The following is a 25,228-nucleotide window of genomic DNA, read 5'->3' as shown; positions in this document are numbered from 1 at the left end:
TCAACTGGAGCTTGCCATGGCCCTCGATCACGCCCCCGCCCTTCGCCAAACCATCGACGCGCGCACCTATGCCGAGCCTGACGCGCTGCTGACCGAGCTCAAGGCACAGGCCGATCTTTCGCCCGAGGACCGCGCCAAGATCACCGCCGATGCGGCGGGTCTGGTGCGTGACATCCGCGGCACCTCGGCCCCCGGCATGATGGAAGTCTTCCTTGCCGAATACGGGCTCAGCACCGAGGAAGGCGTGGCGCTCATGTGTCTGGCCGAAGCGCTGCTGCGCGTGCCGGATGCCGAGACCATCGACGCGCTGATCGAAGACAAGATCGCGCCCTCCGATTGGGGCCGTCACATGGGGCATTCGACCTCCAGCCTCGTCAACGCGTCGACATGGGCGCTGATGCTGACGGGCCGCGTGCTCGACGACGACCAGCCCGGCCCGGTGCGCCACCTGCGGGCGGCGATCAAACGTCTGGGCGAGCCGGTGATCCGCACCGCCGTCAGTCGCGCCATGCGCGAGATGGGCCGCCAGTTCGTTCTGGGTGAGGACATTCAGGCGGCGATGAAACGCGCGAAGGGCATGGAGAAAAAGGGCTTCACCTATAGCTACGACATGCTGGGCGAAGCCGCACGGACCGAGGCCGATGCCAAGCGCTATCACCTCAGCTACTCCCGCGCGATCTCGGCCATTGCAGATGCCTGCACCCATGACGACATCCGCAAGAACCCCGGCATTTCGGTAAAACTCTCGGCCCTGCACCCGCGTTACGAGCTGGCGCAGGAAGAGGCCGTGATGCGCGATCTGGTGCCGCGCCTTCGGGCGCTGGCGCTCTTGGCGAAATCCGCCGGAATGGGCCTCAACATCGACGCCGAGGAGGCCGACCGCCTCGCGCTCTCGCTCGAGGTGATCGACACGGTGATGGGCGAGCCTGCGCTGGCCGGCTGGGACGGTTTCGGCGTGGTCGTGCAGGCCTACGGCCCGCGCGCGGGCGTGGTGATCGACACGCTTTACGACATGGCGCAGCGTCATGACCGCCGCATCATGGTGCGGCTGGTGAAAGGTGCCTATTGGGACACCGAGATCAAGCAAGCGCAGGTCGAGGGGATCGACGGATTCCCGGTCTTCACCCGCAAGGCCGCGACGGATGTGAGCTACATCGCCAATGCCCGTAAGCTCTTGGGCATGACCGACCGCATCTACCCGCAGTTCGCCACCCATAACGCCCATACCGTCGCCGCGGTGCTGCATATGGCCGACGATCCCGAGGCTTACGAGTTCCAACGCCTGCACGGCATGGGCGAGACCCTGCATGACATCGTGATGCAGAAACACGGTACCCGCTGCCGCATCTACGCCCCCGTCGGCGCGCACCGTGATCTACTGGCCTATCTTGTCCGGCGTCTTTTGGAGAACGGGGCGAACTCCAGCTTCGTGAACCAGATCGTTGACGAGGACGTGCCGCCCGAAGTCGTGGCCGCCGATCCCTTCGATCAGTTGAACGACAGCGTCCCCACGATTCCGAAAGGCCCGGAGGTGTTCCAGCCGCAGCGCGCCAATGCGCGCGGCTTCGATCTGGCGCATACCCCAACCCTCGCTGCGATCGAAGAAGCCCGTGCGCCCTTTGCGGACGCCACATGGGAAGCCGCACCGCTACTGGCGGGCGAAGCTGCGCCGGAGGCGGCTGAAACCGTCGCCAATCCCACCGGGGGTGCCTCCCCTGGGACCGTACGCCCTGCCTCCAAGGCCGATGTGGCCACGGCGCTCGACACTGCCGCGCCTTGGGACGCGCCTCTCAACACCCGCCGCGCCACGCTTTTGCGCGCCGCTGACATGCTTGAGGACCGCTACGGCGAGATCTTCGCCATCCTCGCCCGCGAGGCTGGCAAGGGTCTGCCCGACTGCGTGGCCGAGCTGCGCGAGGCGGTGGATTTCCTGCGCTACTACGCCGGACAGGCCACCAACGAGCCGCCCGCGGGCATCTTCACCTGCATCTCGCCGTGGAACTTCCCGCTGGCGATCTTCTGTGGGCAGGTCACGGCAGCACTGGCCGCTGGCAATGCCGTACTGGCCAAACCTGCCGAGCAGACCCCGCTCATCGCGCAGCTTGCCGTCAAGGTGCTGCATGAAGCCGGCGTGCCGCGTGCCGCACTGCAACTGCTGCCCGGCGGCGGCGAGGTGGGCGCGGAGCTGACCGGCGACGCCCGCGTCAACGGCGTGGCCTTCACCGGCTCCACCGCCACCGCCCTGCGCATCCGCGCCAACATGGCCGAACACTGCGCCCCCGGCACCCCGCTGATTGCCGAGACCGGTGGCCTCAACGCCATGATCGTCGACAGCACCGCCCTGCCCGAACAGGCCGTGCAGGCCATCGTCGAAAGCGCCTTCCAATCCGCGGGCCAGCGCTGCTCCGCCGTGCGCTGCCTCTACGTGCAAGAGGACATCGCCGAGGACCTGATCACCATGCTCAAGGGCGCAATGCAGGCGCTGCGCATGGGCGATCCGTGGCATCTGTCGACCGACGTGGGTCCGGTGATCGATGATGCCGCGCGCCAGACCATCGTCGATCATGTCGAGGCCGCCCGCGCGGAGGGCCGGCTGATCGCCGAGATGAAGGCCCCCGAAGGCGGCACCTTCGTCGGCCCCGCGATCCTGCGGGTGAACGGGATCAGCGACATGAAGCGGGAAATCTTCGGCCCGGTACTGCATGTGGCAACCTTCAAGAGCCATGAACTCGACGCCGTGATCGACGCGATCAATGCCACCGGCAACGGCCTCACCTTCGGCCTGCACACGCGGATCGACGACCGGGTGCAGCATGTGTCCGAGCGGATCGAGGCGGGCAACATCTACGTGAACCGCAACCAGATCGGCGCCATCGTCGGCAGCCAGCCCTTCGGCGGCGAGGGGCTTTCGGGCACCGGGCCGAAGGCGGGCGGGCCGAACTACCTGCCGCGTTTCGCCGCGCCCGACCATCAGGAGGCCTCGGGCACATGGGACAGCGAACAGACCACGCTGCCCGCCCTGCCCGCGCATACCCCGACCGTGCTGGAGACCCAGACGATGCCCGGGCCGACCGGCGAGAGCAACCGCCTGTCGACCCTGCCCCGGCCTGCGCTTCTCTGCATGGGTCCGGGGGCCGAGGCGGCCACCGCACAGGCCAAGGCGGTGCGCGCCCTCGGCGGTGTCGCGGTTGAGGCCACAGGCCCCATCGACCCCGAATCGCTCACCACCGGCCCGGCCTATGGCGGCGTGCTCTGGTGGGGCGATGAGGAGACGGCGCGGCAAATCGACAAGTCGCTGGCGGCCCGCGAGGGGGCGATCATCCCGCTTCTGCGCGGCAAGCCCGACACCGCGCGCGTCCGCGCCGAGCGCCATGTCTGTGTTGACACCACCGCCTCGGGCGGCAATGCACAGCTCTTGGGAATGATGGCCTGAACGGGCCGCGCAATTAGGGGGAGCGCCATGCTGACGAACCGCGATATCGAAGAGTTGACGCAGTTTCGCAGGGCGCTCCACCAATACCCCGAGATCTCGGGCGAGGAAGTGGAAACCGCCCGGACCATCGCGGCGGAACTGGAAAAGCTCCCCCCTACGCGCATCCTCACCGGCCTTGGCGGGCATGGGGTAGCGGCGGTTTTCGACAGCGGCAGCCCCGGCCCCACGGTGCTCTTCCGCGCGGAACTCGACGCCCTGCCGATCCCCGAGGAACATGACATTCCTTGGGTCTCCAAAGTGCCGGGCAAGTCCCACGTCTGCGGCCACGACGGCCATATGACCATGCTCTTGGCGCTCGGTCGGATGATCGCGCGCCGCCCCGTCGCGAAGGGCCGCGTGGTGCTGATGTTCCAACCGGCCGAGGAAGACGGCAGCGGCGCGCGGGCGGTGGTGAACGACCCCAGCTATGCCGAGATCGCTGCCGATTACGCCTTTGCCATCCATGTCGAGCCGGGCCGCCCCTTTGGCCATGTCGACACCGCGCCCGCGCTGATCAACTGCGCCTCGAAAGGCATCTCCGTCACCCTGCACGGCAAGACCGCCCATGCCGCCAGCCCCGAGGACGGCACCTCCCCCGCCCTCGCGCTGGCCGAGTTGATCCCGACGCTGCAAGCGCTCGGCCCCGGCGGGGCGCTGGACGATGACTTCCGCCTCGTTACCCTCACCCACCTGCGCATGGGCGAGCCGACCTTTGGCGTCGCCCCGGGCGAAGCGGCGCTTTACGCAACCCTGCGCAGCACCCGCGACGATGCTTTGGCTGAGATCGAAGCCGCCCTGCGCGCAGAGGTCGCTCGTGCCTCCAACGCCCATGGTTTGACGGCGACATTCGCCGAGTCCGATCATTTCGCCGCCTCCATCAACCACCCCGAGGCTTACGAGATCGCCGCCGCGGCGATGGATGCGCTCGGCGTGTCGCATGGGCAAATACACCTGCCGATGCGCGCCTCCGAGGATTTCGGCCTGTTCGGGCGCGATGCCAAGGCCGCGATGCTCTGCCTCGGCCCCGGCGAGGGCTATGCCGCCCTGCACAACCCCGATTACGATTTCCCCGATGATCTGATCCCCGTGGGCGCCGGTATTTTTGAGCGGATCGCGCGGGATTTGCTCGGTTCCGCTTGACAGATGCCCCGGCGGGCGCAGCTAACTGCGCTGATCCCTCCGCCGCTTGACGCTGCGGACGACTTGGCAAAGGCTGGCCCGCATGTTCCCGATCCGCGATCACAACCCCTCGGGCCGAACGCCCTTCGTCACCTATGCGCTGATGGCGCTCAACATCGGGGTGTTCCTGTCTTCCCTATCGCTGATGGCGGATGAGCGCGCCTTGGCCGAGTTTTACTACAGCTACGCCCTGCTGCCCGCGCGGCTGAGCCATGGGGAGGGGCATTTCGGCCTCATCACCTCGCAATTCCTGCATGGCGGCTGGATGCATCTGGCGGGTAACATGCTGTTTTTGTGGATATTCGGCGACAATGTCGAAGATGAGATGGGCCATGGGCGCTATCTGCTGTTCTACCTTGCCTGTGGCATCGCCGCCGGGCTGGGCCAAGTGATGACAGAACCGCTGTCATGGGTGCCCATGGTCGGGGCCTCGGGCGCGATCGCTGGGGTGATGGGAGGCTACCTGCTGCTCTTCCCGCGTGCCAAGGTCGACATTCTGGTGATCTTCATCGTTTTCTTCCGCATCTTCGCCATCCCGGCGTGGATCATGCTGGGCCTGTGGTTCGGCATGCAGTTCATCGGCGGGATCGGGGCCACGCCGGGCACCGGCGGGGTGGCCTATTGGGCCCATGCGGGCGGGTTCATCGCGGGGCTGCTGCTGACCTTGCCGCTCTGGCTGCGGCGGGGCGGCTTTGCCTTTTGGCGGCAGACCCACGGCCATCCGCCCCATACCGCCGCCGACTATGACCTGAGCGAAAGTCGCATTCCGAAAGTGAGACGCAAATGACCGAAACCTCCGAAACCCGCCGCGCCTCTTGCCACTGCGGGGCCGTGGTGATCGAAGCGCTGTTTCCGCGCGGTCTGGCCTCGGCCGCGCGTTGCACCTGCTCCTTTTGCCGCCGCCGCGCCGCCGCCACGGTAACGGCTCCGGTCGAGACGGTGACCGTGTTAAAAGGGGCCGAGAACCTCACGCTTTACACTTGGGGCACGCATACCGCACAGCACTACTTCTGTAAGACCTGCGGCATCTATACCCACCACCGCCGCCGCTCGAACCCCGATGAATGCGGCGTGAACCTTGGTGCGATCGAAGGGGTCTTGCCGTGGGAGATGGAGCCGCTGCCCTATAGCGATGGCATCAATCACCCCTCGGACCGCGACCCCGGCTGAAGGCCGGAGATCACACCCTGCATCCGGGCCAGCAGCCCCGGTTGCGGCGCGGCTTGTTCGCGGCGCTGCTCCACGCTTTCGTGCAACCGCTCGGACGGATCCGCGCCCACCACCCGGCGGCGGCGGGTCACCAGCATCTTGCCATAGCCGCGCCAGCGCCCGATGGAGGGTGCGGCGGGGTCTTGATCGAACCGCGTGGCCCAGCCTGCGGGCAGCGGCAGGCCGCTTTCCTCCATCCGCGACAGCAGCCAGACCAGCGGGATATTGGCCAAGGGGCGCGCGGCCTCATGCCCGCCCAACTGGCCGCCCACGTCGCCATGGGTGCCGGGGAACCAGACCTGTTCCAGCCGCCCGTCATAGCCCTCGGGCGTGGTCCATAGCACCGGGGCATAGGCGACGCGGGTCTCGTTCAGGGCCAGCGCCTGAAAGCCGTTCTTCACGTTACGGCTCAGGTCATGGTTGTGAAACATGTGCAGCGGCTGCGAGAACCGCCAGAACAACGGCGCGTTGAGGCCCAGCGATTTGACCGTGTCCCAAACGCCGATTGCCTCGATCTCCACCTCGGGGTGGCAGTTGGCCCGTGCAAAGAGTTCGCCCGCCTTACTCAGATGATGCGCCTCGTAATGGCGGTAGACATCGCGGATGTTGCGCTCCGTCGCCACCTCGGCGCGCAGAAGCCCCACACGCTCGATCACCCCGGCGAGCGAACGCACCGCATAGCCACCGCGCGAATAGCCCATCAGGAAAATCCGATCTCCGGGACGGTAGCGCGAGGCGAGATAGCCATAGGCGCGCCGAATTTGCCGGTTGATCCCGCGCCCAAGGATCACATCCAACGCGCTGCGCCAATCGCGCCATTGCAGCCCCGGCTCGTAATAGATCGACAGGGCGCTGCCCATCTCGCGGCAGAGGCCATAGGCGATGCCCGCGTTGGTCTCGCGCCCTAGGTCGAGCGAGGACATGGTCCCGTCAAGGATGATGACATGGGTCACTGCCCCCCGGCGCGGGCCGAAATCGCTCTCAGGCCGCCGCCAGAACCGCCCGAAGAGCCGTTGGAACAGGGTTTTACTCGGCTGCGATTGCGGCACCTTGCAGCATCTCCCAGACCCGGTGCGGGGTGAACGGCATATCCGCCTGCCGCACGCCGCGTTCCCATAGGGCATCCAGCACCGCATTCGACACCGCTGCCAAGGCACCAACGGTGCCCGCCTCCCCGCAGCCCTTCATGCCCATGACATTGGCCGTGGAGGGCACCGGTTCGGAGGTGAAGGAGATCATCGGCAGGTCCGCCGCGCGGGGCATGGCGTAGTCCATGAAGGTGGCGGTCAAAAGCTGGCCGTCCTCGTCATACACCACCCGCTCCTGCACCGCTTGGCCGATGCCCTGCGCCACGCCACCATGGACCTGCCCCTCCGCCAGCATCGGGTTGATCAGATTGCCGAAATCATCGACCACCGTGTATCGGTCGAGCGTCACCACCCCGGTCTCGGGGTCGATCACCACCTCGGCCACATGCGCCCCGTTGGGATAGCTGCGCCCCGGCAGGCTGGCGCGTTCGTGGTGGCTCAGCAGATCGTCGCGGCTCTTGGCGCGGGCCATCTCGGCCACCTCCAGCATGGTCGGGCTGATGTTCGACCCTTCCGCGCGAAAGCGTTCGTCGTCAAAGGTGATATCCGCATCAGCGACGCCCAACTCTTCGGCCAGAAAGGCGGTGAAGACTTCGGTGATCTTCGCCACGGTGGCCAAGGTCGCCGTGTTCTGCGTGGTGACCGAGCGCGAGCCGCCGGTGCCGCCACCCTTCTTGATCAGATCACTGTCGCCCTGTACCACGTCGATCCGCTCGGCGGGGATGCCGGTCTGATCCGAGAGGAACTGCGCATAGACCGTCTCATGCCCCTGTCCGTTGCTTTGGGTGCCGACATATATCGTCACCCGGCCATCGCCCTCGAAAACCACTTTGGCCGCTTCGGAGGGATCGCCCAAAATGCTCTCGATATAGTAACACAGCCCCTGCCCGCGCAGCAGGCCGCGTTTGGCATCCGCCGCCCGCCGCGCGGCAAAACCATCGCGGTCAGCCTCTTGCCCCACACGGGCCAGCAGCCGCGCGAAATCGCCCACGTCGTAAAGCTCGCCCGTGGCAGTGGTATAGGGGAATTGCTCAGGCTTGATGAAGTTGATCCGCCGCAACTCCCAAGGATCGACGCCCAACTCACGCGCCGCGCGGTCCATCAGCCGCTCCAGCACATAAATCGCCTCGGGCCGCCCGGCCCCGCGATAGGCGTCGACCTGCACGGTGTTGGTGTAGAACCCTTCGACATGCAGATAGGTGTCTTGCACGTCATAGACGCCCATCAAGACCTTGGAGAAGAGCTGCGACTGGATCGGCTGGCCGAACTGGCTGTTGTAAGCCCCAAGGTTGCAGCGCGTATCGACACGGTAGGCGGTGATCTTGTGGTTTTCGTCAAAAGCAAACTCGGCCCAAGACACCAGATCGCGCCCCCCGTTGTCGGTGAGCATGGCTTCGGTTCGCTCTGACATCCAGCGCACCGGACGGCCCAGCGCCCGCGCGGCTTGGGCCACGCAGAAATACTCCGGGTAGGTCATCGCCTTCATGCCGAAACCGCCGCCGACATCGGGATTGGTGACGCGCACCGCGTCTTCGGGCAGGCCGAAGGCTTTGGTCAGAAACCCCTTATGCGCCCAGACGCCCTGCCCGCCCAGCGCCACATGCAAGCGGCCCTCGGTCCATTCGGCATAGCAGCCACGCGGCTCCATGGAGTTGACGATGATGCGGTTGTCCCCGATCTCCAGCTTGACGCGATGGGCGGCCTTGGCAAAAGCCGCCTCGACCTTGGCCTCATCGCCCATATGCCAGTCAAAGGCGCGGTTGTCGGGGGCCTCTGCGTGCAGGGTCTCACCGCCCGGGGCGACATCCATCTTGGCGGGCAGATCGTCAGCGTCGAAAAGGATCATCTCAGCCGCGTCGCGGGCCTGTTGCAAACTCTCGGCCACCACCAGCGCCACCGGCTCGCCCACATAGCGCACGCGGTCCTTGGCCAGCATCGGGCGCAGCGGCGCCGCCCCTTTGCTGCCATCACGGTTGTCGACGACCGTATGCGGCAGAGCGATATTCATCCCCGCCGCTTCCAGATCGGCGCAGGTCAGCACCAGATGCACGCCATCCGCCGCGCGGGCATCGTCTACGTCCAACTCAGTGATCACCCCATGGGCGACGGGCGCGCGGAAAAAGACGCCATGCAGCGCCTCGGCGGGGGCGATATCATCGACATAGCGGCCCGCACCGGTCAGAAAGCGGTGGTCTTCCACCCGTTTGACCGGTTGGCTTTTCCCGAACTTTTCCATTTGACACCGCCCTTGCTGCCCTGCCTCTTTCAGCGCAACAGTAGCGGGCGCGCCGCCAGTGTCCAGAGGCTCAGGCCGCCTTGCGGGTAAGCGCGCCTTCAAGGCTTGAGACCAGTGTCACCCCTGCCAACCCATAGCCATTAAAGGCGGTCGACATGGCGATGGAATAGGCCCCCATGCCGCCGAACAGGAGGTAATCCCCGGTCTGCGCATCTTCGGGCAGCGGCAGGCCATCGGGCAGACGGTCCAGCGAATCGCAAGTCGGGCCGAAGACCACGCGCGGCTTGACTGCCCCCTGACGCCGCATGCCATCGGGGCCAACCACATCGACCAATCCGGACAGCCCCATATCGCGCAGATCAGGCAGCCCCCCATAGATACCGTCGTTCAGAAAGACAGTCCGCCCGTCGTTGCGCATCCCTTTGATGCGGGTGGCCAGCACGGCGGCATCGGCCACCATCGCCCGGCCCGGCTCGCAAAGCAGCGCAGGCGCATCCGCACCAAAGCTCTCGGCCAGCGCCGCTTTGACGGCGGCAAAGACGGCTCGGTGGTCTGGCGCGTCAAATCCGCGGTCCACAGCGAAGCCCCCGCCGATGTTCAACCGGTCGATCGAAACACCGGCCATGCGCAGAATATCCGCCGCCGCATGGACATATTGAACCCAAGCCTGCGGATCGTTGCACTGCGTGCCGGGGTGGAAACACATGGACGGCGTGAACCCCATCTCGACCACAGCGCGCAACAGCACCGCCGCCTCTTCAGGGGCCGCGCCGAATTTCGAGCCGAAATCATAGGCCGCGCCCTTCACCGGCAAGGCGAAACGCACCGCCACCTCATTGTCGCGTGGCACGTCGCGCAGCTTGGCCAGTTCCGACATATCGTCGACCGACCAGCTATAGACCCGCGCCGCGATCCCGGCCTCCACCTCGGAGGCCGAGCGCACGGGGTTGTTGTAATGCAGCACCGCCTGCGGGCAGACCGCCCGCACCGCCGCCATCTCTGCCGGGGAGGCGACATCGAAGGTGGTGATCCCCGCCGCGACAAGGTTCGACAGCACCTCCGCCCGGTCGTTGGCCTTGACCGCATAGGTCACCAGCCCGTCGAAATCCGCCTGAAACCGCCGCGCGGTGGCTTGCAGCACCGAAGGGGCCAGAAACAACACCGGCGCGTCGGGGCTGTGTTTCGCCAGATAGGCTGCGGGACTGTCGGAAAGGGGGGCGATATGCTGCATGGAGGCCTCTTTACTGCTTTTCTCCAGTGAAGCGTGAATTTCGGTCGATTCATCGTGTCATACCGCCTAAAGTGATGCGAACTTTGGGCGAAGTGACGACATGACAGCACAACTTGACGATACCGACCGCGCTTTGATCGCGGCGCTGCAATCCAATGCCCGCCAGCCGGTCGCCGATCTGGCGCGCGGTCTGGGCCTTGCCCGCACCACCGTTCAAGCCCGGCTAGAACGGTTGGAACGCTGCGGCGCCATCCTCGGCTATACGCTGCGTTTAGGCGAGAGGGCCCGCGCGCCGCTGCATGCCACGGCTCTGGTCAATATCGAGTTGCGCGCGGGCCCCGCGGTCTTGGCGCGGCTGCGCAGCCTGCCTGCGGTGCAAGTGGTACACACCACCTCGGGCCGCTTTGACCTGCTGGTGCAGATCGCGGCGCAAACCACGCAGGAGTTGGACGAGACCCTTGACCGCATTGGCGAGACCCGCGGCGTCAAGGGCAGTGAGAGCCTTATCCACCTCAGCACCAAGATCGACCGCAGCGGCTAAGCCCTGCCCCCGCGCCTCACCCCCTGTCAGGGGTCTTTCCCTTACCGCGCCAGAGCGCTAAACGGGGCGCAACAAAAGGGATCATGACCATGGCACTCGAAAAGACCTTCAACGCCGCCGAGGCGGAAAGCCGCATCTACGCCGATTGGGAGACCAAGGGCGCTTTCAAGGCCGGCGCGAACGCGCAGCGGGATGAGCATTTCTCGGTGATGATCCCGCCGCCGAATGTCACCGGCTCGCTGCACATGGGGCACGCCTTCAACAACACGTTGCAGGACATCCTCGTGCGCTGGCACCGGATGCAGGGGTTCGACACGCTGTGGCAGCCGGGTCAGGACCACGCGGGGATTGCCACGCAGATGGTGGTGGAACGCGAACTGGCCGCCACCGGCCAGCCGGGCCGTCGCGAGCTGGGCCGCGAGGCCTTCACCGCCAAGGTCTGGGAGCAAAAGCAGAAATCCGGCGGCACGATCATCGATCAGCTGCGCCGACTGGGCGCCTCCTGCGACTGGTCGCGCAACGCCTTCACCATGTCCGGCGCGCCGGGTGCCCCCGAGGGGGAAGAGGGCAACTTTCACGACGCCGTGATCAAGGTCTTCGTGGACATGTACAACAAGGGGCTGATCTACCGCGGCAAGCGGCTGGTCAACTGGGATCCGCATTTCGAGACTGCGATCTCTGACCTCGAGGTCGAGAGCACCGAGGTCGACGGCCACATGTGGCACTTCAAATACCCCCTCGCGGGCGGTGAAACCTATACCTATGTGGAGAAGGACGAGGACGGCAACGTGCTCTTCGAGGAAGAGCGCGACTATATCTCCATCGCCACCACCCGGCCCGAGACCATGCTGGGCGACGGTGCCGTTGCAGTTCATCCATCGGATGAGCGTTACGCCTCAATCATCGGGAAACTCTGCGAAATTCCCGTTGGCCCAAAAGAGCAGCGCCGCCTCATTCCGATCATCACCGACGAATATCCGGACAAGAACTTCGGCTCGGGCGCGGTGAAGATCACCGGCGCGCATGACTTCAACGACTACGGCGTGGCCAAGCGCAACAACATCCCGCTTTACGCGCTGATGGACACCCAAGGCCGGATGCGCGCCGATGGCCTGCCCTACGATGAAGCCGCCGCGCGCGCGCAGGCCATCGCCGATGGTTCCGAAGCCGCGCCCGAGGACGCGACCGAGATCAACCTCGTGCCGGACGCCTACCGCGGCCTCGACCGTTTTGAGGCCCGCAAGCGCGTGGTCGAGGACGTGACCGCCGAGGGCCTCGCCGTGATGACCGAGGCGACCGATCCCCGCCTTGGCCGCGCCGCCAAGAAGGCCCCGGTCGAGCCCGGCGAAGGCGGCGAGATGCGCACCGAGGAAGAGAACCTTGTGCCGCTCGTCGAGGCCAAGAAGATCATGCAGCCCTTCGGCGACCGCTCCAAGGTGGTGATCGAGCCGATGCTGACCGACCAGTGGTTCGTCGCCACTGATAAAATCGTACAGCCTGCCATCGACGCCGTGCGCTCCGGCGAAGTCACGATCCTGCCCGAGCAGGACCGCAAGGTGTATTTCCACTGGCTGGAGAACATCGAGCCGTGGTGCATCTCGCGCCAGCTTTGGTGGGGCCATCAGATCCCGGTGTGGTATGGCCTCGCGCCCCAATCCCATAATGACAAAACTTTAGAGTTTAAAAGCTTCTGCGGTGCTGATTTTGAAGCAGTTAAAGCACAAGCAATTGAGCTCTATGAGGCACGCTTTCCTAACGACAAAATCATAATCGAGGAGATGTTTGGGGATCCCGAGCAAGTATGGCCCCAAACCAAGGAAGAGTTTGATGTATATAATGAGTTTGCGCGCCTGAATGGGCTGGAAGAACAGGTTTACGTCGAGAAGATTGGCAGCAGCCGCAAGACTCGGTTCAAAATTCAGAACGATAGGAAGACTGGTCAGCGAGAGTTAACGTTCTTTCTACGCCGCGACCCCGATGTACTCGACACATGGTTCTCCTCCGGCCTTTGGCCCATCGGCACGCTGGGCTGGCCCGAGCAAACGGCGGAGCTGGAAAAATACTTCCCCACCTCCGTGCTGGTCACCGGTTTCGACATCATCTTCTTCTGGGTCGCCCGGATGATGATGATGCAATATGCCGTGGTCGACCAAAAACCCTTCGACACCGTCTATGTCCACGCGCTGGTGCGCGATGAGAAGGGCAAGAAGATGTCGAAGAGCTTGGGCAACGTGCTCGACCCGCTGGAGCTGATCGACGACTACGGCGCCGACGCCGTGCGCTTCACTCTGACCTCCATGGCCGCCATGGGACGCGACCTGAAGCTCTCGACGCAGCGCATCGCGGGCTATCGCAACTTTGGCACCAAGCTGTGGAACGCGCATCGCTTCGCCGAGATGAACGGCGTGTTTGAGGCCATGCCCGCTGGGATGCCGCAGCCCACCGCCACGCTGAACAAGTGGATCGTGGGCGAGACCGCACGGGTGCGCGAGGAAGTTGACGCCGCACTCGGCAACTTCCGCTTCAACGACGCGGCCAATGCGCTTTACGCCTTTGTCTGGGGCAAGGTCTGCGACTGGTACGTGGAGCTTTCCAAGCCACTGTTGCAGGACGACGCCCCCGAGGCCGAGGAGACCCGCGCCACCATGGCCTGGGTGCTGGAGCAATGCCTGATCCTGCTGCACCCGATCATGCCCTTCATCACCGAGGAGCTCTGGCAGACCACCGCCAAGCGCGAAGAGCTGCTGGCCCTCACCGATTGGCCCGCCTACACCACCGCCGATCTGCTCGATGCCGACGCGGACCGGGAGCTCAATTGGGTGATCGGCCTGATCGAGAGCATCCGCTCCGCGCGTCAGCAGATGCATGTGCCCGCCGGGCTGAAGGTGCCGATGCTGGTGACCGATATGGACGACGCCGCTCAGGGCGCATGGGACCGGAACGAGGTGATGATCAAGCGTTTGGCGCGGGTCGAAAGCCTTGAGAAGGCCGAGAGCTTCCCGAAAGGCACCGTCTCGATCGCCGCCCCGGGGGCGAGCTTCGGCCTGCCCTTGGCCGGTCTCATCGACATTGATGCCGAGAAGGCGCGTCTGCAGAAATCGCTCGACAAGCTGGGTAAGGAGATCGGTGGGCTGAGGGGGCGGTTGAATAACCCCAAGTTCGCGGCATCTGCGCCGGAAGAGGTGGTGGCCGAAGCGCAGGCGAACCTCGCGGCGCGTCAGGAAGAGGCGGACCAGTTGCAGGCCGCACTGGACCGGCTGGCGGAACTGGGCTGAGACCAACAAGCCGGGCAGCGCCAGACCGCGGGATGGCGCTGCAAAGGGGGCAGTTTATCTCTCCACGTTTATGCCAAGTTCGCAGGAATGTACTGCGTTAGCCAAAGCGCCAGCCCGTCCGGGCGGTCTGGCGCTGCCCGGCGGCCTGCGGCCTTGATTCCGGGCTGTTTCGTTCAACGTGACCGGTTCGCAAGCCGGCTTACTTAAACACCGCAGGTCGCTTGCCGAACTCCGCCGCGATCACCTCCATCTGCTCGGGCTTGCCCAACAGCGCCGCCTGCTCACGCGACTCGGCCAAGAGCACATCCGCATCCGATGCGCCCGTCTCCGCATATCCGATCAACCGCTTCGCCGTGCGGATCGCATTCGGCCCCTTGCCCGTGATCACCTGCGCCAGTTCCAGCGCCGCCGCCTGCGGGTCTTCGGCGACTTCCGTCACCAGCCCCCAACGCTCGGCCTGCGCGGCATCCACGGGCGCGGCGGTATAGGTCAACCGCCGCAACACGTCCGAGCGTACCAGCCGCGGCAGCAGCACCATACCGCCCATATCCGGCACGATGCCCCATTTCATCTCCATCACCGCGAGCTTCGTATCCGGCGCGGCAATCCGAATATCTGCCCCAAGCGCCAGTTGCATCCCGGCGCCATAGACCACCCCATGCAGCGCCGCGATGACCGGGATTTCCAAACGGTGCCAAACCATCGACACCTCTTGCCATTTGTTCGTCGTGCCTTCGCCATGGCTGCGGGGCATGATTAACGCCTCGACATCCTGCCCCAGCATCCCCGAGAGCCCGCCGATATCAATGCCCGCGCAAAAGCCTTTGCCCTCGCCCGAGAGCAACACCACCCGGGCGTCCGAAGCCGCAACCTCCTGCCCTGCCGCGATGATCGCTTCGATCATCTCATCATCCACCGCGTTCATCTTGTCGGCGCGGGTGAGAGTCACATAGGCGATATGGTCTTCGATCCGGGTGGTGACGCGGGGCATGGCTGTTCTCCTGAATGTTTGGCGCAATTCAGCGCAGATCATCGCGCGGCACCAGCAAAACGTGGCGGCAGGTGCTGCGGCACTTGCCCTCTTACGGGCCCGCCCCTACACCTTGGCGCATGACAAATGCACGCCTCACCCCCCTCGCCCAACGCCTGCCCGCCAATGTCCCCTTCGTGGGCCCCGAAGCGCAGGAGCGCAGCCTTGGCCGCCCGTTCAAAGCGCGGCTTGGCGCCAATGAAAACGTCTTTGGCCCCTCGCCCCGCGCCATCGCGGCAATGGCAGAGACCGAAATGTGGAAATACGGCGATTCCGAAAGCGTAGAGTTGCGCGCGGCGCTGGCCGAACTGCACGGCATCGCGCCCGAGAACATCATCGTCGGCGAAGGCATTGACGGGCTGCTGGGCTACCTCGTCCGTCTGCTGGTGGGCGAAGGCGATGCGGTGGTGACCTCCGAAGGCGCCTACCCTACCTTCAACTACCACGTCACGGGCTTCGGCGGCGTGCTGCACAAGGTGCCCTACCGCGACGATCACGAAGACCCGGCGGCGCTTTTCGCCAAGGCGGCGGAGGTCGACGCCAAGCTCGTCTACCTCGCCAATCCCGACAACCCGATGGGCACTTGGCATGAGGGCGCGGCACTGGCACGCGCGCTCGACGACCTGCCCCAAGGCAGCCTGCTGTTGCTGGATGAAGCCTATATCGAATGCGCCCCCGAAGGCACCGCGCCCGAACTTTCCGCCAAAGACCCACGGGTGATCCGGATGCGCACCTTCTCCAAAGCCTACGGCCTTGCCGGGGCGCGGATCGGCTATGCCATCGCCGCGCCCGCGTTGATCACCGCCTTTCACAAGGTCCGCAATCACTTTGGCCTGAACCGCGCGGCGCAGGCGGGGGCTTTGGCGGCGGTGCAGGATCAGAGCTACCTGAAAGAGGTTCAGACCAAGATCGCCGAGGCGCGCCGCCGGATCGCCCAAATCGCCGAAGAAAACGGGCTGAGCACCCTCCCCTCTGCCGCCAATTTCGTCGCCGTCGACTGTGGCCGCGATGGTGCCTTCGCCAAGGCGGTTCTCGACGCGCTGGTGGCGCGGGGGATCTTCGTGCGGATGCCCTTTGCCGCCCCGCAAAACCGCTGCATCCGCATCAGTTGCAGCACGGCGGAGGAGCTGGATCACTTCGCCGCCGCCTTGCCCGAGGCCTTAACGGACGCGCGCGGGGCTTAAGCCCCGCCGATCACCTCCGCCGCCGCTTGCAAGGCGCCCGGGCCGTGGTCGATCTTCAGCGCCGAAAGCCCGGCTTCGATCCCGCCAAGCAGCCCCATGATCATATGGCCGTTCACATGGCCCATATGGCCAAGGCGGAAGAACCCGTGCCACGCAGGCTCCCCCGGCAGGGCCATGCCCAGCCCCACGCCCAGTGTCAGCCCCAGATTGCCCTGCACCCAGTCGCGTAACTCGGTCGCATGGGGCGCTTGCAGCCGCAGCGCGGTGACGGCATGGCTCCGCAGGGCGCGGTCTTCGATGTTGAAGCGCAGGCTGCCTTCCGCCGACCACGCCTCGCAGGCCGCCCAAACCGCACGGGCCAGCGTTTCATGGCGCTGCCAGACCTGCTCGATCCCTTCTTCATGGATGATGTCGAGGGCGGCGCGCAGGCCGTAGAGGTGATGCGTCGGCGCCGTGCCCCCGTGGTATTGATAAAACTCCTGCGCATGGGCGCGCGGCGACCAGTCCCAATAGCGGCTCACGCGGGGCAGACGCGCACGGGCTTCCTCGGCCCGGTCGTTGAAAAAGACGAAGGCCATGCCCGGCGGCACCATCAGCCCCTTTTGCGAAGCGGTGACCATGACATCGACACCCCAAGCGTCCATCTCAAAGCGCTCACAACCCAATGACGCGATGCAATCCGCCATCAAGAGCGCGGGATGGCCCGCCTCATCCAACAGGCGGCGCAGGCCCGGCACATCGTTGCGGACCGAGCTTGAGGTGTCCACATGCACCGCCATCACCGCTTTGATCTGATGGCCGCTATCGGCCTTCAAACGCTCGGCCACCTGCGTCAGATCGACGGGCGCGTTGCGGCCAAAGTCGAGGATATCCACCTCCGCCCCCAGCCCCGTCGCCATTTCGGCCCAGCCATGGCCGAAACGCCCCGTGGCCAGCACCAGCACCCGGTCGCCGGAGGCTATGACATTGCTCAGCGCAGCTTCCCAAGCGCCGTGGCCGTTGCTGATATACATCGCCACATGACGATCTGTACGCGCCACGCGCTTCAGGTCAGCGGCCAGCGCAGGCATCATTTCGACCAACTCGCCTTCATAGATATTGGGAGCCGCGCGGTGCATCGCGCTCAGCACCGCGTCGGGCATGACCGAGGGGCCGGGAATGGCGAGGTACGAACGACCGGGGGCGAGTTTATTCTGCTTTGTCATGATATTGGCTGCCGTTTTGAAAATGCGTGACCGGGGGACGGTCGGGCGCAGCTTACTGCCCGGCAGGCCGGGGTCAACACGCGATCGGACCTTAGGTAAGGCGCGCCCCCGCGCCGCCCTTCCACCCGCTCAGGCCACCCCCTGCCCGCCTTGCCCGACCTGCGCGACGGCTTGCCCTGCCTGCGCGGCTTTCGTACACGGGATCCGACTGCCCAAAAGGATCAGGCACCGGTATGAATGATGACAGTTACACCTCCGCGCAGTTGATGCGCTGGCTTTGGCGGGACTATCTAAAGAAACACACCGGTCTGATGGCCATCGCGGTGATCTTCATGATCATCGAAGGCTCGACCTTGGGCGTGCTGGCGAAACTGATGGAGCCGATGTTTGACCGCGTCTTCGTCGGTGGTGACCGCGGGGCGCTGGTTTGGGTCGGGCTGGTGCTGGTGGCGATCTTTGCGCTGCGGGCGCTCGCCACGGTGGTGCAAAAGGTGCTGCTGACCCGCGTGGCACAGCGCACGGCAGCGGACCTGCGCATCGACCTGCTCGACCGGATGATGCAGCAAGACGGTGCCTTTCACCAAAGCCACCCGCCCGGCTTTCTTGTCCAGCGCGTGCAATCGGATGTGAATGCGGTCAGCGATGTCTGGCGCGCGGTAATCACCGGCGCGGGGCGCGATCTGGTGGGGCTGGTGATCCTCATGGGCGTGGCCATCGCGATTGACCCGATTTGGGCACTTTTGGCGATGGTCGGCGTGCCGCTGATGGTGCTGCCCGCCGCCATCGCCCAGCGTTTCGTCCGCGCCCGCTCCCGCGAGGCGCGCGATATCGGGGCCAGCCTTTCGACCCGGCTGGACGAGGTTTTCCACGGCATCGTGCAGATCAAGCTCAACGCGCTAGAGGACTACCAAGCCCGGCAATACCGCGAGTTGACGCGCACCTTTATTCGCACCGAAGTCCGTGCCGCCTTTGGCAACTCCGCGATCCCGGCGATGATCGACATCATGTCGGGCATCGGCTTCATGGCCGTGATCGTCTACGGCGGGTCCGAGATCATCGCGGGCAACAAAACCATTGGCGAGTTCATGACCTTCTTTACCTCGCTGGGGTTCATGTTCTCCCCCCTGCGCCGCCTTGGTGCGATCAGCGGCCTATGGCAGATGGCCGCCGCCGCGCTGGAACGTATCAAGGAATTGCTCGATGCGCCCCTGCACCTGCGCAGCCCCGACAAAGCGCAGGCCGCGCCCGATGGCCCGCCCGATGTGACCCTGACAGATGTCTCGCTCTCCTACGGCGACACGAAGGTGTTGAACGGCTTGGACCTGACCGCGAAAGCGGGCCAGACGACCGCACTGGTCGGCGCCTCGGGGGCGGGGAAATCGACCATCTTCAACCTGCTCACCCGGCTGGTGGATCCACAAAGCGGCAGCGTGCGGATCGGCGGGGTCGACACCAGCGCGATGACCATACCGGACCTGCGCGGCCTCTTCTCTGTCGTGACGCAGGAAGCGCTCTTGTTCGATGAAACCCTGCGCGAGAACATCGTGCTGGGCCGCGAGAATGTCACCGACGAAGAGCTCGACCGTGTGCTGAAAGCCGCCCATGTGGCGGACTTCCTGCCGCAGTTGGAACAGGGGCTGGAAACCCGCGTCGGCCCACGCGGCTCAGCCCTGTCGGGCGGGCAGCGCCAGCGCGTGGTGATCGCCCGCGCCCTGCTGCGCGACACGCCGATCCTGCTGCTGGATGAGGCCACCAGCGCCTTGGACGCGCAATCGGAACAGGTCGTGCAGGATGCGCTTGATCGCCTCGCCAAGGGCCGCACCACCATCGTCATCGCGCACCGGCTGTCGACCATCCGCAGCGCGGATAAGATCGTGGTGATGGACCGGGGCCGCGTCACCGATGAGGGCACCCATGACGAGCTGATGGAACGCGGCGGCATCTATGCCGACCTCTACCGCCTGCAATATCGCGACGGAAAGACCGTATCGGACGCCCGCGGCCTCAGCGCCCTCTCCGCGAAGAAACGCCGCGAAAGGGCGCGCCAGCCCAATCTGCTCCAACGGATCGGGGCGGCGTTCTTTAACTGAATGCGCGGGGCGTGGGCAAACCCGCGCCCCTTTCACGAACGCCGGTAGCTTTCGGCGAGCGCCTCGGGGCTGGCCCCCATCGCATAGCGGGTCAGTGTCCAGAGATTGCGCCCCCCGCGCCGCAGCCAGCCCTGACGGCGGTATTTCTCAGCACTGGTCACGGCGACGCCATTGAGCCGGCTCAAGCGACCGCGCAGGGCGCGGGCCAGTGCTACGTCCTCCATCAGCGGCTGATCGGGATAGCCGCCCACCGCGTCATAAAGCGCGCGGGGCAACAGCAACCCCTGATCTCCATAGGGCAGGCCAAGACCACTGCGCAGGTTCGCCCAGCCCGCCACCAAGCGCGGCGCCAGACCGCGCTGATCGAAGCGCAGGCGGAACCACCCCGCGCCTTCGGCCCTGTGCGCCATGTGATCCTGCACCGCATCGCTCCAGCCCGGGGCCAGCACCGTGTCGGCGTGCAGCACCAAGAGCCATGCGCCCTGCGCCGCGTCGCACCCACGCCGCAACTGCCCCCCCCGCGAAGGCGCGCCCGAGACGACCTCAGCCCCCCAGCCGTCGGCCAGCGCGCGCGTGCCATCCGTGGAGCCGCCATCGCTCAAGATCACCTCGCGGATCAGCCCGGCCTGCAAGCCTTCGACCAGAGCGGCGAGGCAAGCGGGCAGCGCCGTGGCCGCGTTAAGGCTGGGAATGACTACAGAGATCGGCGCGCGCATGGTTGCCCCTTTTGGATGGCTTTGACAGGTTATATGTCATGGCCAGCAATCGAAGGACACCCGCATGACCCCGCGCCGCATTCTGCGCCTCTCCGGCCCCGACACCCGCGACTTTTTGCAAGGAATCGTGACCAATGACGTCGGCAAACTGGACCAAGGCCCGGTCTATGCCGCCCTGCTGACGCCGCAGGGCAAATATATGGCCGATTTCTTTCTGATCGCCGATGGCGATAACGTCCTGCTGGACGTGGACGAAAGGCTCGGTGATATGCTGACCCAGCGGCTGTCGATGTACAAGCTGCGGGCGAAGGTGACCATTGAGTCCACGGGCCTACACCTGCACCGTGGCACCGGCCCCGCGCCCGATGATGCCGTGGCCGATCCGCGTCATCCTGAAATGGGCTGGCGCGCCTATCGCGACACGCCGCAGACCGAAGACACGACCGATTGGGACGCTCTGCGCGTGGCGCATCTGATCCCCGAGGCGGGGATCGAACTCACCCCCGATACCTTTATCCTTGAGGCGGGGTTCGATCGGATCAACGGGCTGGATTTCCGCAAAGGCTGCTATGTCGGCCAAGAGGTGACCGCCCGGATGAAACACAAGACCGAGTTGCGCAAAGGGCTGACCCGGGTCGAGGTCAGCGGCAGCGCCGCCCCCGGCACGGCAATCACGGCAGAGGGGAAACCCGCGGGCACGCTTTACACCCAAGCGGGCGGTCAGGCTTTGGCGCATTTGCGGTTCGACCGCGCCAAAGGCCCGATGCAAGCCGAAGGTGCAGAGGTCACTTGGCCCGGCCCTGCGACCTGAGCACCGCGCGCCGCTGAAAGGCCCCACGAAACAAAAAGCCCCGGCAAAACCGGGGCTGATCTCCTTTACCAAAGATGACGTCGCGTCAGGCCCGTTCGACATATTCCATGGTTTCCGTGTTCACGACGATGTCTTCGTCTTGGCCCACGAAGGGCGGCACGGTGATCTTCACACCGTTGTCGAGCACAGCAGGCTTGAAGGAATTCGCCGCCGTCTGGCCCTTCACCACCGGCTCGGTCTCGGCCACTTTGCAGGTCACCTTCTGCGGCAGCGAGGCGTTCAGCGCCTCTTCCTCGTGATATTCGACCACGATCATCATGCCGTCCTGCAAGAAGGGGCGGCGCTCTCCCAAAAGCTCGGCAGGCAGCTGCACCTGCTCATAGGTTTCGGTGTCCATCACCACCAGCATACCATCGTCTTCATACAGAAATTGCTGGTCTTTTTGCTCCAAACGCACCCGCTCGACCTTGTCGGCGGAACGGAAGCGTTCGTTCAATTTGGAGCCGTTGCGCAGGTTGCGCATCTCGACTTGGGCAAAGGCGCCGCCCTTGCCGGGCTTCACGTGATCGACCTTCACAGCCGCCCAGAGGCCACCGTTATGTTCAAGGACGTTTCCGGGGCGGATCTCGTTTCCGTTAATCTTGGGCATGTGACAAAACCACGACATAAGGTTGATGATATGATGTTCGGGTCTATATCGGGAGGGATGGTCCCCTGCAAGCAGGCGTTATTCTCTGCTGCCACACCAACTAGATATGCGCAAGCTGCATGGGAGATATGCTAAATAGAGGTATCCGAATCAAAAGATATCCGTCATAAGGGCCTCCACGCCCGAATGACAAGAGCAAGAATAATCGAAAGGACGACGAGATGAAAGATTTCGTTGATGGCACCGCTTTCAACAACGAGCAAGGCAACCGCGCACGCAAGCTCTTTGCTGCTGTGGTGCTAGCTGCTTTGGATGACGCAATTGCCGATGACAAGAAATATGGCAACGGCCCTGAACAGATCGCCCGCTGGGCCCGCTCGCGCGATGGCCGCGAGGTTCTGAGCTGTGCCGGTATCGACCCCAACGAGCGGGTCGTCGAAGGTTTGATGGAATTCGTCGGCAAAGGCGTGCGGACATCCGTCGCCCTGTCGCGTGAAGAATCCGAGCGCCGCAATGCCGCGCTTCAGGCCGAAGCCGCCTAAGACATATTCGCCAAGCGGCGCAATTGACGCAGCCTTCGGGCTGCGTTTTTTTGTGTCTGCCCCTCGGCGATGGGCTTTCCCCTGCCCCTGATTTGCGCCAATTTGCGCGAAACCAAGGGCGAGCAGACATGACCAAAGCCATCATGATCCAAGGCACCGGCAGCAATGTCGGCAAGTCGATGATCGTCGCCGGATTGATCCGCGCCTGCGCCCGGCGTGGCCTGCGGGTGCGCCCTTTCAAACCGCAGAACATGTCCAACAACGCCGCCGTCACCGAAGACGGGGGCGAGATTGGCCGCGCGCAGGCGTTGCAGGCCCGCGCGGCGGGCGTGGCCCCGCATACGGATATGAACCCGGTGCTGCTGAAACCCCAGAGCGCCACCGGCGCGCAGGTGGTGGTGCAAGGCAGGATCGCAGGCCAGCAAGAGGCGCGGGAATTTGGCCGCAACAAAGCCAGCCTGATGCCCGCGGTGCTGCAATCCTTTCACCGTTTGGCCGAAAGCTGCGACCTGATCGTGATCGAGGGCGCGGGCTCTCCGGCTGAGACGAACCTGCGGGCGGGCGACATCGCCAATATGGGCTTTGCCCGCGCCGCCGGGGTGTCGGTGGTGCTGATGGGCGATATCGACCGCGGCGGGGTGATCGCGCAGATCGTCGGCACACAGGCCGTGCTTGGTGCCGAAGACAACGCGCTGATCCGCGGCTTTGCGGTGAACAAATTCCGCGGTGACCGCAGCCTCTTTGACGCAGGGCGCGATGACATCGCCGCGCGTACCGGCTGGCCGAGCCTTGGGGTAATTCCGTGGTTCGATGCCGCCCACCGCCTGCCCGCCGAAGACGTGATGGACCTGCCCGCCCGCGCCCGCTCTGGCGGGTCGGGCTGTGTCATCGCTGTGCCACGCCTGCCCCGGATCGCCAATTTCGATGACCTCGACCCTTTGGCGGCTGAGCCGGGCGTTGATCTGCGCATGATCATGCCCGGCACGCCCCTGCCCGCTGACGCCGATCTTGTGCTGATGGTCGGCAGCAAGTCCACAATTTCCGACCTCGAAGCCTTCCGGGCCGAAGGATGGGACATCGACCTTGCCGCCCATATCCGGCGCGGCGGCCATGTGCTGGGTCTTTGCGGTGGCTATCAGATGTTGGGCAAGACCATTACCGACCCGCAGGGGATCGAAGGCCCGGCGGCGCGGGTCGCAGGGCTGGGGCATTTGGACGTGGAAACCACGATGGCCCCGCTGAAACATCTGTCGGAAAAGCGCGGCCAGCACCCGGCCAGCGGCACCGCCCTCACCGGCTATGAGATCCATATCGGAGAGACCACCGGCCCCGACTGCGCCCGCGCGTGGCTGACTTTCGACGGCACGCCCGAGGGCGCGGCCTCCCCTTCGGGCCGGGTGCAGGGCTGCTATATGCATGGGATTTTCAGCTCGGATGCCTTCCGCCGCGCCTATCTTGGCGGCTTCGGCGTCTCCTCATCGCTGGACTTTGAAACCGGCGTCGAAGAGGCGCTGGACGCGCTGGCCGATCATGTCGAGACCTATATGGATGTCGATCTGTTCCTCTCCCTCGCGGCAGAGGTCTAGGCTGGAGCGCGCGCAGCCCTCCAGCCCAACGCTCAAAACTCGACGACCGCGCGGATCGATTCACCCTTGTGCATCAAATCGAAGCCTTCGTTGATCTGATCCAAAGTCAGTTTGTGGGTGATCATCGGGTCGATCTCGATCTTGCCGTTCATATACCAATCGACGATCTTCGGCACATCCGTCCGCCCCTTGGCCCCGCCAAAGGCGGTGCCGCGCCAGACCCGACCGGTGACCAGCTGGAAAGGCCGCGTCGAAATCTCGGCCCCCGCGGGTGCCACGCCGATGATGATGCTCTCGCCCCAGCCCTTATGCGCGCATTCCAGCGCGTCGCGCATGACTTTGGTGTTGCCCGTGGCGTCAAAAGAGTAATCAGCGCCGCCCTTGGTCAGCTCAACCAGATGACCCACCAGATCGCCGTCAACTTTCGAGGGGTTCACGAAATCGGTCATGCCGAAGTAACGCGCGGCCTCTTCCTTGTCGTCGTTCAGGTCGACGCCCACGATCTGATCCGCCCCGGCCATGCGCAGGCCCTGAATGACGTTCAGACCGATGCCGCCCAGCCCAAAGACCACGCAACGCGCGCCCAACTCGACCTTGGCGGTGTTAATGACGGCACCGATGCCCGTGGTGACGCCACAACCGATGTAGCAAATCTTGTCAAAAGGCGCGTCCTTGCGCACCTTGGCCAGCGCGATTTCGGGCACCACGGTGTGATTGGCGAAGGTCGAACAGCCCATGTAGTGGTGGATCGGCGTGCCATCCAGCATGGAGAACCGCGTCGTGCCGTCGGGCAGCTTGCCTTGGCCTTGGGTCACGCGGATCGCCTGACACAGGTTGGTCTTACCGCTCAGGCAATATTCGCACTCGCGGCATTCGGGGGTGTAGAGCGGGATGACGTGATCGCCCGGCTCCAGCGTGGTGACGCCCTCGCCCACTTCCAGCACGACGCCTGCGCCCTCATGGCCGAGGATGGCAGGAAAAATGCCTTCGGGATCGTCGCCCGAGCGGGTGAACTCATCGGTATGGCACAGGCCGGTCGCCTTGATCTCGACCAAGACCTCCCCCCGTTTCGGGCCTTCGAGGTTCACCTCCATGATTTCAAGCGGTTTGCCGGCTTCCACGGCAACGGCGGCACGGGTTCTCATCATGGGTCTCTCCTTCGGGTGTGATCTTTGCTGCTTTAT

General features: G+C 64.9%; 19 protein-coding genes. 11 read left to right on the top strand and 8 right to left on the bottom strand.

Features of this window, described 5'->3' with window-relative positions; all coding sequences use genetic code 11:
- Positions 1-16 precede the first annotated feature (16 nt).
- The 4 genes from putA (at position 17) to ACGYK4_RS03710 (ending at position 5,821) form a co-directional block, all read left to right on the top strand.
- Positions 17-3,433, top strand: a complete 3,417-nt coding sequence (gene putA / locus ACGYK4_RS03725) for a bifunctional proline dehydrogenase/L-glutamate gamma-semialdehyde dehydrogenase PutA (protein WP_394455157.1) — start codon at positions 17-19, stop codon at positions 3,431-3,433.
- 27 nt (positions 3,434-3,460) lie between these two features.
- A complete protein-coding gene (locus ACGYK4_RS03720; protein ID WP_394433375.1) occupies positions 3,461-4,612 on the top strand; it encodes an amidohydrolase in 1,152 nt (383 codons plus the stop codon).
- Positions 4,613-4,694: 82 nt separating this feature from the next.
- Positions 4,695-5,438 (top strand): rhomboid family intramembrane serine protease, encoded by a 744-nt coding sequence (locus tag ACGYK4_RS03715; protein WP_394455155.1) that lies wholly within the window; start codon positions 4,695-4,697, stop codon positions 5,436-5,438.
- The gene (locus tag ACGYK4_RS03710) at positions 5,435-5,821 is read left to right on the top strand and encodes a GFA family protein (protein ID WP_394455154.1); all 387 of its coding nucleotides are present in this window, start codon (positions 5,435-5,437) and stop codon (positions 5,819-5,821) included. The genes ACGYK4_RS03715 and ACGYK4_RS03710 overlap by 4 nt, the downstream gene beginning before the upstream one ends.
- Here the strand turns inward: ACGYK4_RS03710 and ACGYK4_RS03705 are convergent.
- From ACGYK4_RS03705 to ACGYK4_RS03695, 3 genes are all read right to left on the bottom strand, one after another.
- Positions 5,794-6,909, bottom strand: a complete 1,116-nt coding sequence (locus tag ACGYK4_RS03705) for a DUF2235 domain-containing protein (RefSeq protein ID WP_394455153.1) — start codon at positions 6,907-6,909, stop codon at positions 5,794-5,796. The two genes, ACGYK4_RS03710 and ACGYK4_RS03705, sit on opposite strands and share 28 nt — an antisense overlap.
- The gene (locus ACGYK4_RS03700; RefSeq protein ID WP_394455151.1) at positions 6,887-9,184 is read right to left on the bottom strand and encodes a xanthine dehydrogenase family protein molybdopterin-binding subunit; all 2,298 of its coding nucleotides are present in this window, start codon (positions 9,182-9,184) and stop codon (positions 6,887-6,889) included. Before ACGYK4_RS03700 ends, ACGYK4_RS03705 begins: the two co-directional genes overlap by 23 nt.
- Before the next feature lie 70 nt (positions 9,185-9,254).
- Positions 9,255-10,415 carry a type III PLP-dependent enzyme gene (locus ACGYK4_RS03695; protein ID WP_394455149.1) on the bottom strand — a complete coding sequence of 387 codons (1,161 nt, stop codon included), beginning with the start codon at positions 10,413-10,415 and terminating at the stop codon, positions 9,255-9,257.
- Between the two features lie 100 nt (positions 10,416-10,515).
- Here ACGYK4_RS03695 and ACGYK4_RS03690 point away from each other — a divergent pair, with 100 nt between their 5' ends.
- Entirely contained in the window at positions 10,516-10,956 is a 441-nt protein-coding gene (locus ACGYK4_RS03690) for an Lrp/AsnC family transcriptional regulator (RefSeq protein ID WP_394455147.1), read from the top strand.
- An 89-nt stretch (positions 10,957-11,045) separates the two neighbouring features.
- Positions 11,046-14,231: a valine--tRNA ligase gene (locus ACGYK4_RS03685; protein WP_394455145.1), complete on the top strand. Its 3,186-nt coding sequence runs from the start codon at positions 11,046-11,048 to the stop codon at positions 14,229-14,231.
- 199 nt (positions 14,232-14,430) lie between these two features.
- Here ACGYK4_RS03685 and ACGYK4_RS03680 read toward each other — a convergent pair whose 3' ends face one another.
- Complete coding sequence (locus ACGYK4_RS03680; RefSeq protein ID WP_394455144.1) at positions 14,431-15,222, bottom strand: crotonase/enoyl-CoA hydratase family protein; 792 nt, start codon at positions 15,220-15,222, stop codon at positions 14,431-14,433.
- 119 nt (positions 15,223-15,341) lie between these two features.
- On the opposite strand from ACGYK4_RS03680, the gene ACGYK4_RS03675 reads away from it, so the two are divergent.
- The gene (locus ACGYK4_RS03675) at positions 15,342-16,445 is read left to right on the top strand and encodes a pyridoxal phosphate-dependent aminotransferase (protein ID WP_394455142.1); all 1,104 of its coding nucleotides are present in this window, start codon (positions 15,342-15,344) and stop codon (positions 16,443-16,445) included.
- Here ACGYK4_RS03675 and ACGYK4_RS03670 read toward each other — a convergent pair.
- Positions 16,442-17,650, bottom strand: a complete 1,209-nt coding sequence (locus tag ACGYK4_RS03670) for a pyridoxal-phosphate-dependent aminotransferase family protein (protein WP_394433353.1) — start codon at positions 17,648-17,650, stop codon at positions 16,442-16,444. The genes ACGYK4_RS03675 and ACGYK4_RS03670 overlap by 4 nt on opposite strands.
- A gap of 233 nt (positions 17,651-17,883) precedes the next feature.
- Between ACGYK4_RS03670 and ACGYK4_RS03665 the strand changes: the two genes are divergently transcribed.
- Positions 17,884-19,740: an ABC transporter ATP-binding protein gene (locus ACGYK4_RS03665; RefSeq protein ID WP_067265149.1), complete on the top strand. Its 1,857-nt coding sequence runs from the start codon at positions 17,884-17,886 to the stop codon at positions 19,738-19,740.
- A 32-nt stretch (positions 19,741-19,772) separates the two neighbouring features.
- Here ACGYK4_RS03665 and ACGYK4_RS03660 read toward each other — a convergent pair whose 3' ends face one another.
- The gene (locus ACGYK4_RS03660) at positions 19,773-20,456 is read right to left on the bottom strand and encodes a TIGR04283 family arsenosugar biosynthesis glycosyltransferase (RefSeq protein ID WP_394433351.1); all 684 of its coding nucleotides are present in this window, start codon (positions 20,454-20,456) and stop codon (positions 19,773-19,775) included.
- A gap of 64 nt (positions 20,457-20,520) precedes the next feature.
- On the opposite strand from ACGYK4_RS03660, the gene ACGYK4_RS03655 reads away from it, so the two are divergent.
- The gene (locus ACGYK4_RS03655; protein ID WP_394433348.1) at positions 20,521-21,267 is read left to right on the top strand and encodes a YgfZ/GcvT domain-containing protein; all 747 of its coding nucleotides are present in this window, start codon (positions 20,521-20,523) and stop codon (positions 21,265-21,267) included.
- An 85-nt stretch (positions 21,268-21,352) separates the two neighbouring features.
- Here ACGYK4_RS03655 and efp read toward each other — a convergent pair whose 3' ends face one another.
- Entirely contained in the window at positions 21,353-21,916 is a 564-nt protein-coding gene (efp, locus tag ACGYK4_RS03650; protein WP_067265157.1) for an elongation factor P, read from the bottom strand.
- A 221-nt stretch (positions 21,917-22,137) separates the two neighbouring features.
- Between efp and ACGYK4_RS03645 the strand changes: the two genes are divergently transcribed.
- Positions 22,138-22,458, top strand: a complete 321-nt coding sequence (locus ACGYK4_RS03645; protein ID WP_007120494.1) for a DUF6280 family protein — start codon at positions 22,138-22,140, stop codon at positions 22,456-22,458.
- A gap of 128 nt (positions 22,459-22,586) precedes the next feature.
- Positions 22,587-24,044 carry a cobyric acid synthase gene (locus ACGYK4_RS03640; RefSeq protein ID WP_394455140.1) on the top strand — a complete coding sequence of 486 codons (1,458 nt, stop codon included), beginning with the start codon at positions 22,587-22,589 and terminating at the stop codon, positions 24,042-24,044.
- A gap of 32 nt (positions 24,045-24,076) precedes the next feature.
- Here ACGYK4_RS03640 and ACGYK4_RS03635 read toward each other — a convergent pair whose 3' ends face one another.
- The gene (locus ACGYK4_RS03635; RefSeq protein ID WP_271689939.1) at positions 24,077-25,189 is read right to left on the bottom strand and encodes an S-(hydroxymethyl)glutathione dehydrogenase/class III alcohol dehydrogenase; all 1,113 of its coding nucleotides are present in this window, start codon (positions 25,187-25,189) and stop codon (positions 24,077-24,079) included.
- Positions 25,190-25,228 lie beyond the last annotated feature (39 nt).

Origin of the sequence: Sulfitobacter sp. 1A13368, from assembly GCF_043557275.1 — a bacterium.
In the GTDB taxonomy this organism is placed as follows: domain Bacteria; phylum Pseudomonadota; class Alphaproteobacteria; order Rhodobacterales; family Rhodobacteraceae; genus Sulfitobacter; species Sulfitobacter faviae.
This window is presented reverse-complemented; position numbering and strand designations above follow the sequence as displayed.

Coding starts and splice junctions, on each gene's coding strand:
- putA (WP_394455157.1), top strand. CDS start 17: ATGGCCCTCGATCACGCCCCCGCCCTTCGCCAAACCATCGACGCGCGC.
- ACGYK4_RS03720 (WP_394433375.1), top strand. CDS start 3,461: ATGCTGACGAACCGCGATATCGAAGAGTTGACGCAGTTTCGCAGGGCG.
- ACGYK4_RS03715 (WP_394455155.1), top strand. CDS start 4,695: ATGTTCCCGATCCGCGATCACAACCCCTCGGGCCGAACGCCCTTCGTC.
- ACGYK4_RS03710 (WP_394455154.1), top strand. CDS start 5,435: ATGACCGAAACCTCCGAAACCCGCCGCGCCTCTTGCCACTGCGGGGCC.
- ACGYK4_RS03700 (WP_394455151.1), bottom strand. CDS start 9,184: ATGGAAAAGTTCGGGAAAAGCCAACCGGTCAAACGGGTGGAAGACCAC.
- ACGYK4_RS03695 (WP_394455149.1), bottom strand. CDS start 10,415: ATGCAGCATATCGCCCCCCTTTCCGACAGTCCCGCAGCCTATCTGGCG.
- ACGYK4_RS03690 (WP_394455147.1), top strand. CDS start 10,516: ATGACAGCACAACTTGACGATACCGACCGCGCTTTGATCGCGGCGCTG.
- ACGYK4_RS03685 (WP_394455145.1), top strand. CDS start 11,046: ATGGCACTCGAAAAGACCTTCAACGCCGCCGAGGCGGAAAGCCGCATC.
- ACGYK4_RS03680 (WP_394455144.1), bottom strand. CDS start 15,222: ATGCCCCGCGTCACCACCCGGATCGAAGACCATATCGCCTATGTGACT.
- ACGYK4_RS03675 (WP_394455142.1), top strand. CDS start 15,342: ATGACAAATGCACGCCTCACCCCCCTCGCCCAACGCCTGCCCGCCAAT.
- ACGYK4_RS03670 (WP_394433353.1), bottom strand. CDS start 17,650: ATGACAAAGCAGAATAAACTCGCCCCCGGTCGTTCGTACCTCGCCATT.
- ACGYK4_RS03665 (WP_067265149.1), top strand. CDS start 17,884: ATGAATGATGACAGTTACACCTCCGCGCAGTTGATGCGCTGGCTTTGG.
- ACGYK4_RS03660 (WP_394433351.1), bottom strand. CDS start 20,456: ATGCGCGCGCCGATCTCTGTAGTCATTCCCAGCCTTAACGCGGCCACG.
- ACGYK4_RS03655 (WP_394433348.1), top strand. CDS start 20,521: ATGACCCCGCGCCGCATTCTGCGCCTCTCCGGCCCCGACACCCGCGAC.
- efp (WP_067265157.1), bottom strand. CDS start 21,916: ATGCCCAAGATTAACGGAAACGAGATCCGCCCCGGAAACGTCCTTGAA.
- ACGYK4_RS03645 (WP_007120494.1), top strand. CDS start 22,138: ATGAAAGATTTCGTTGATGGCACCGCTTTCAACAACGAGCAAGGCAAC.
- ACGYK4_RS03640 (WP_394455140.1), top strand. CDS start 22,587: ATGACCAAAGCCATCATGATCCAAGGCACCGGCAGCAATGTCGGCAAG.
- ACGYK4_RS03635 (WP_271689939.1), bottom strand. CDS start 25,189: ATGAGAACCCGTGCCGCCGTTGCCGTGGAAGCCGGCAAACCGCTTGAA.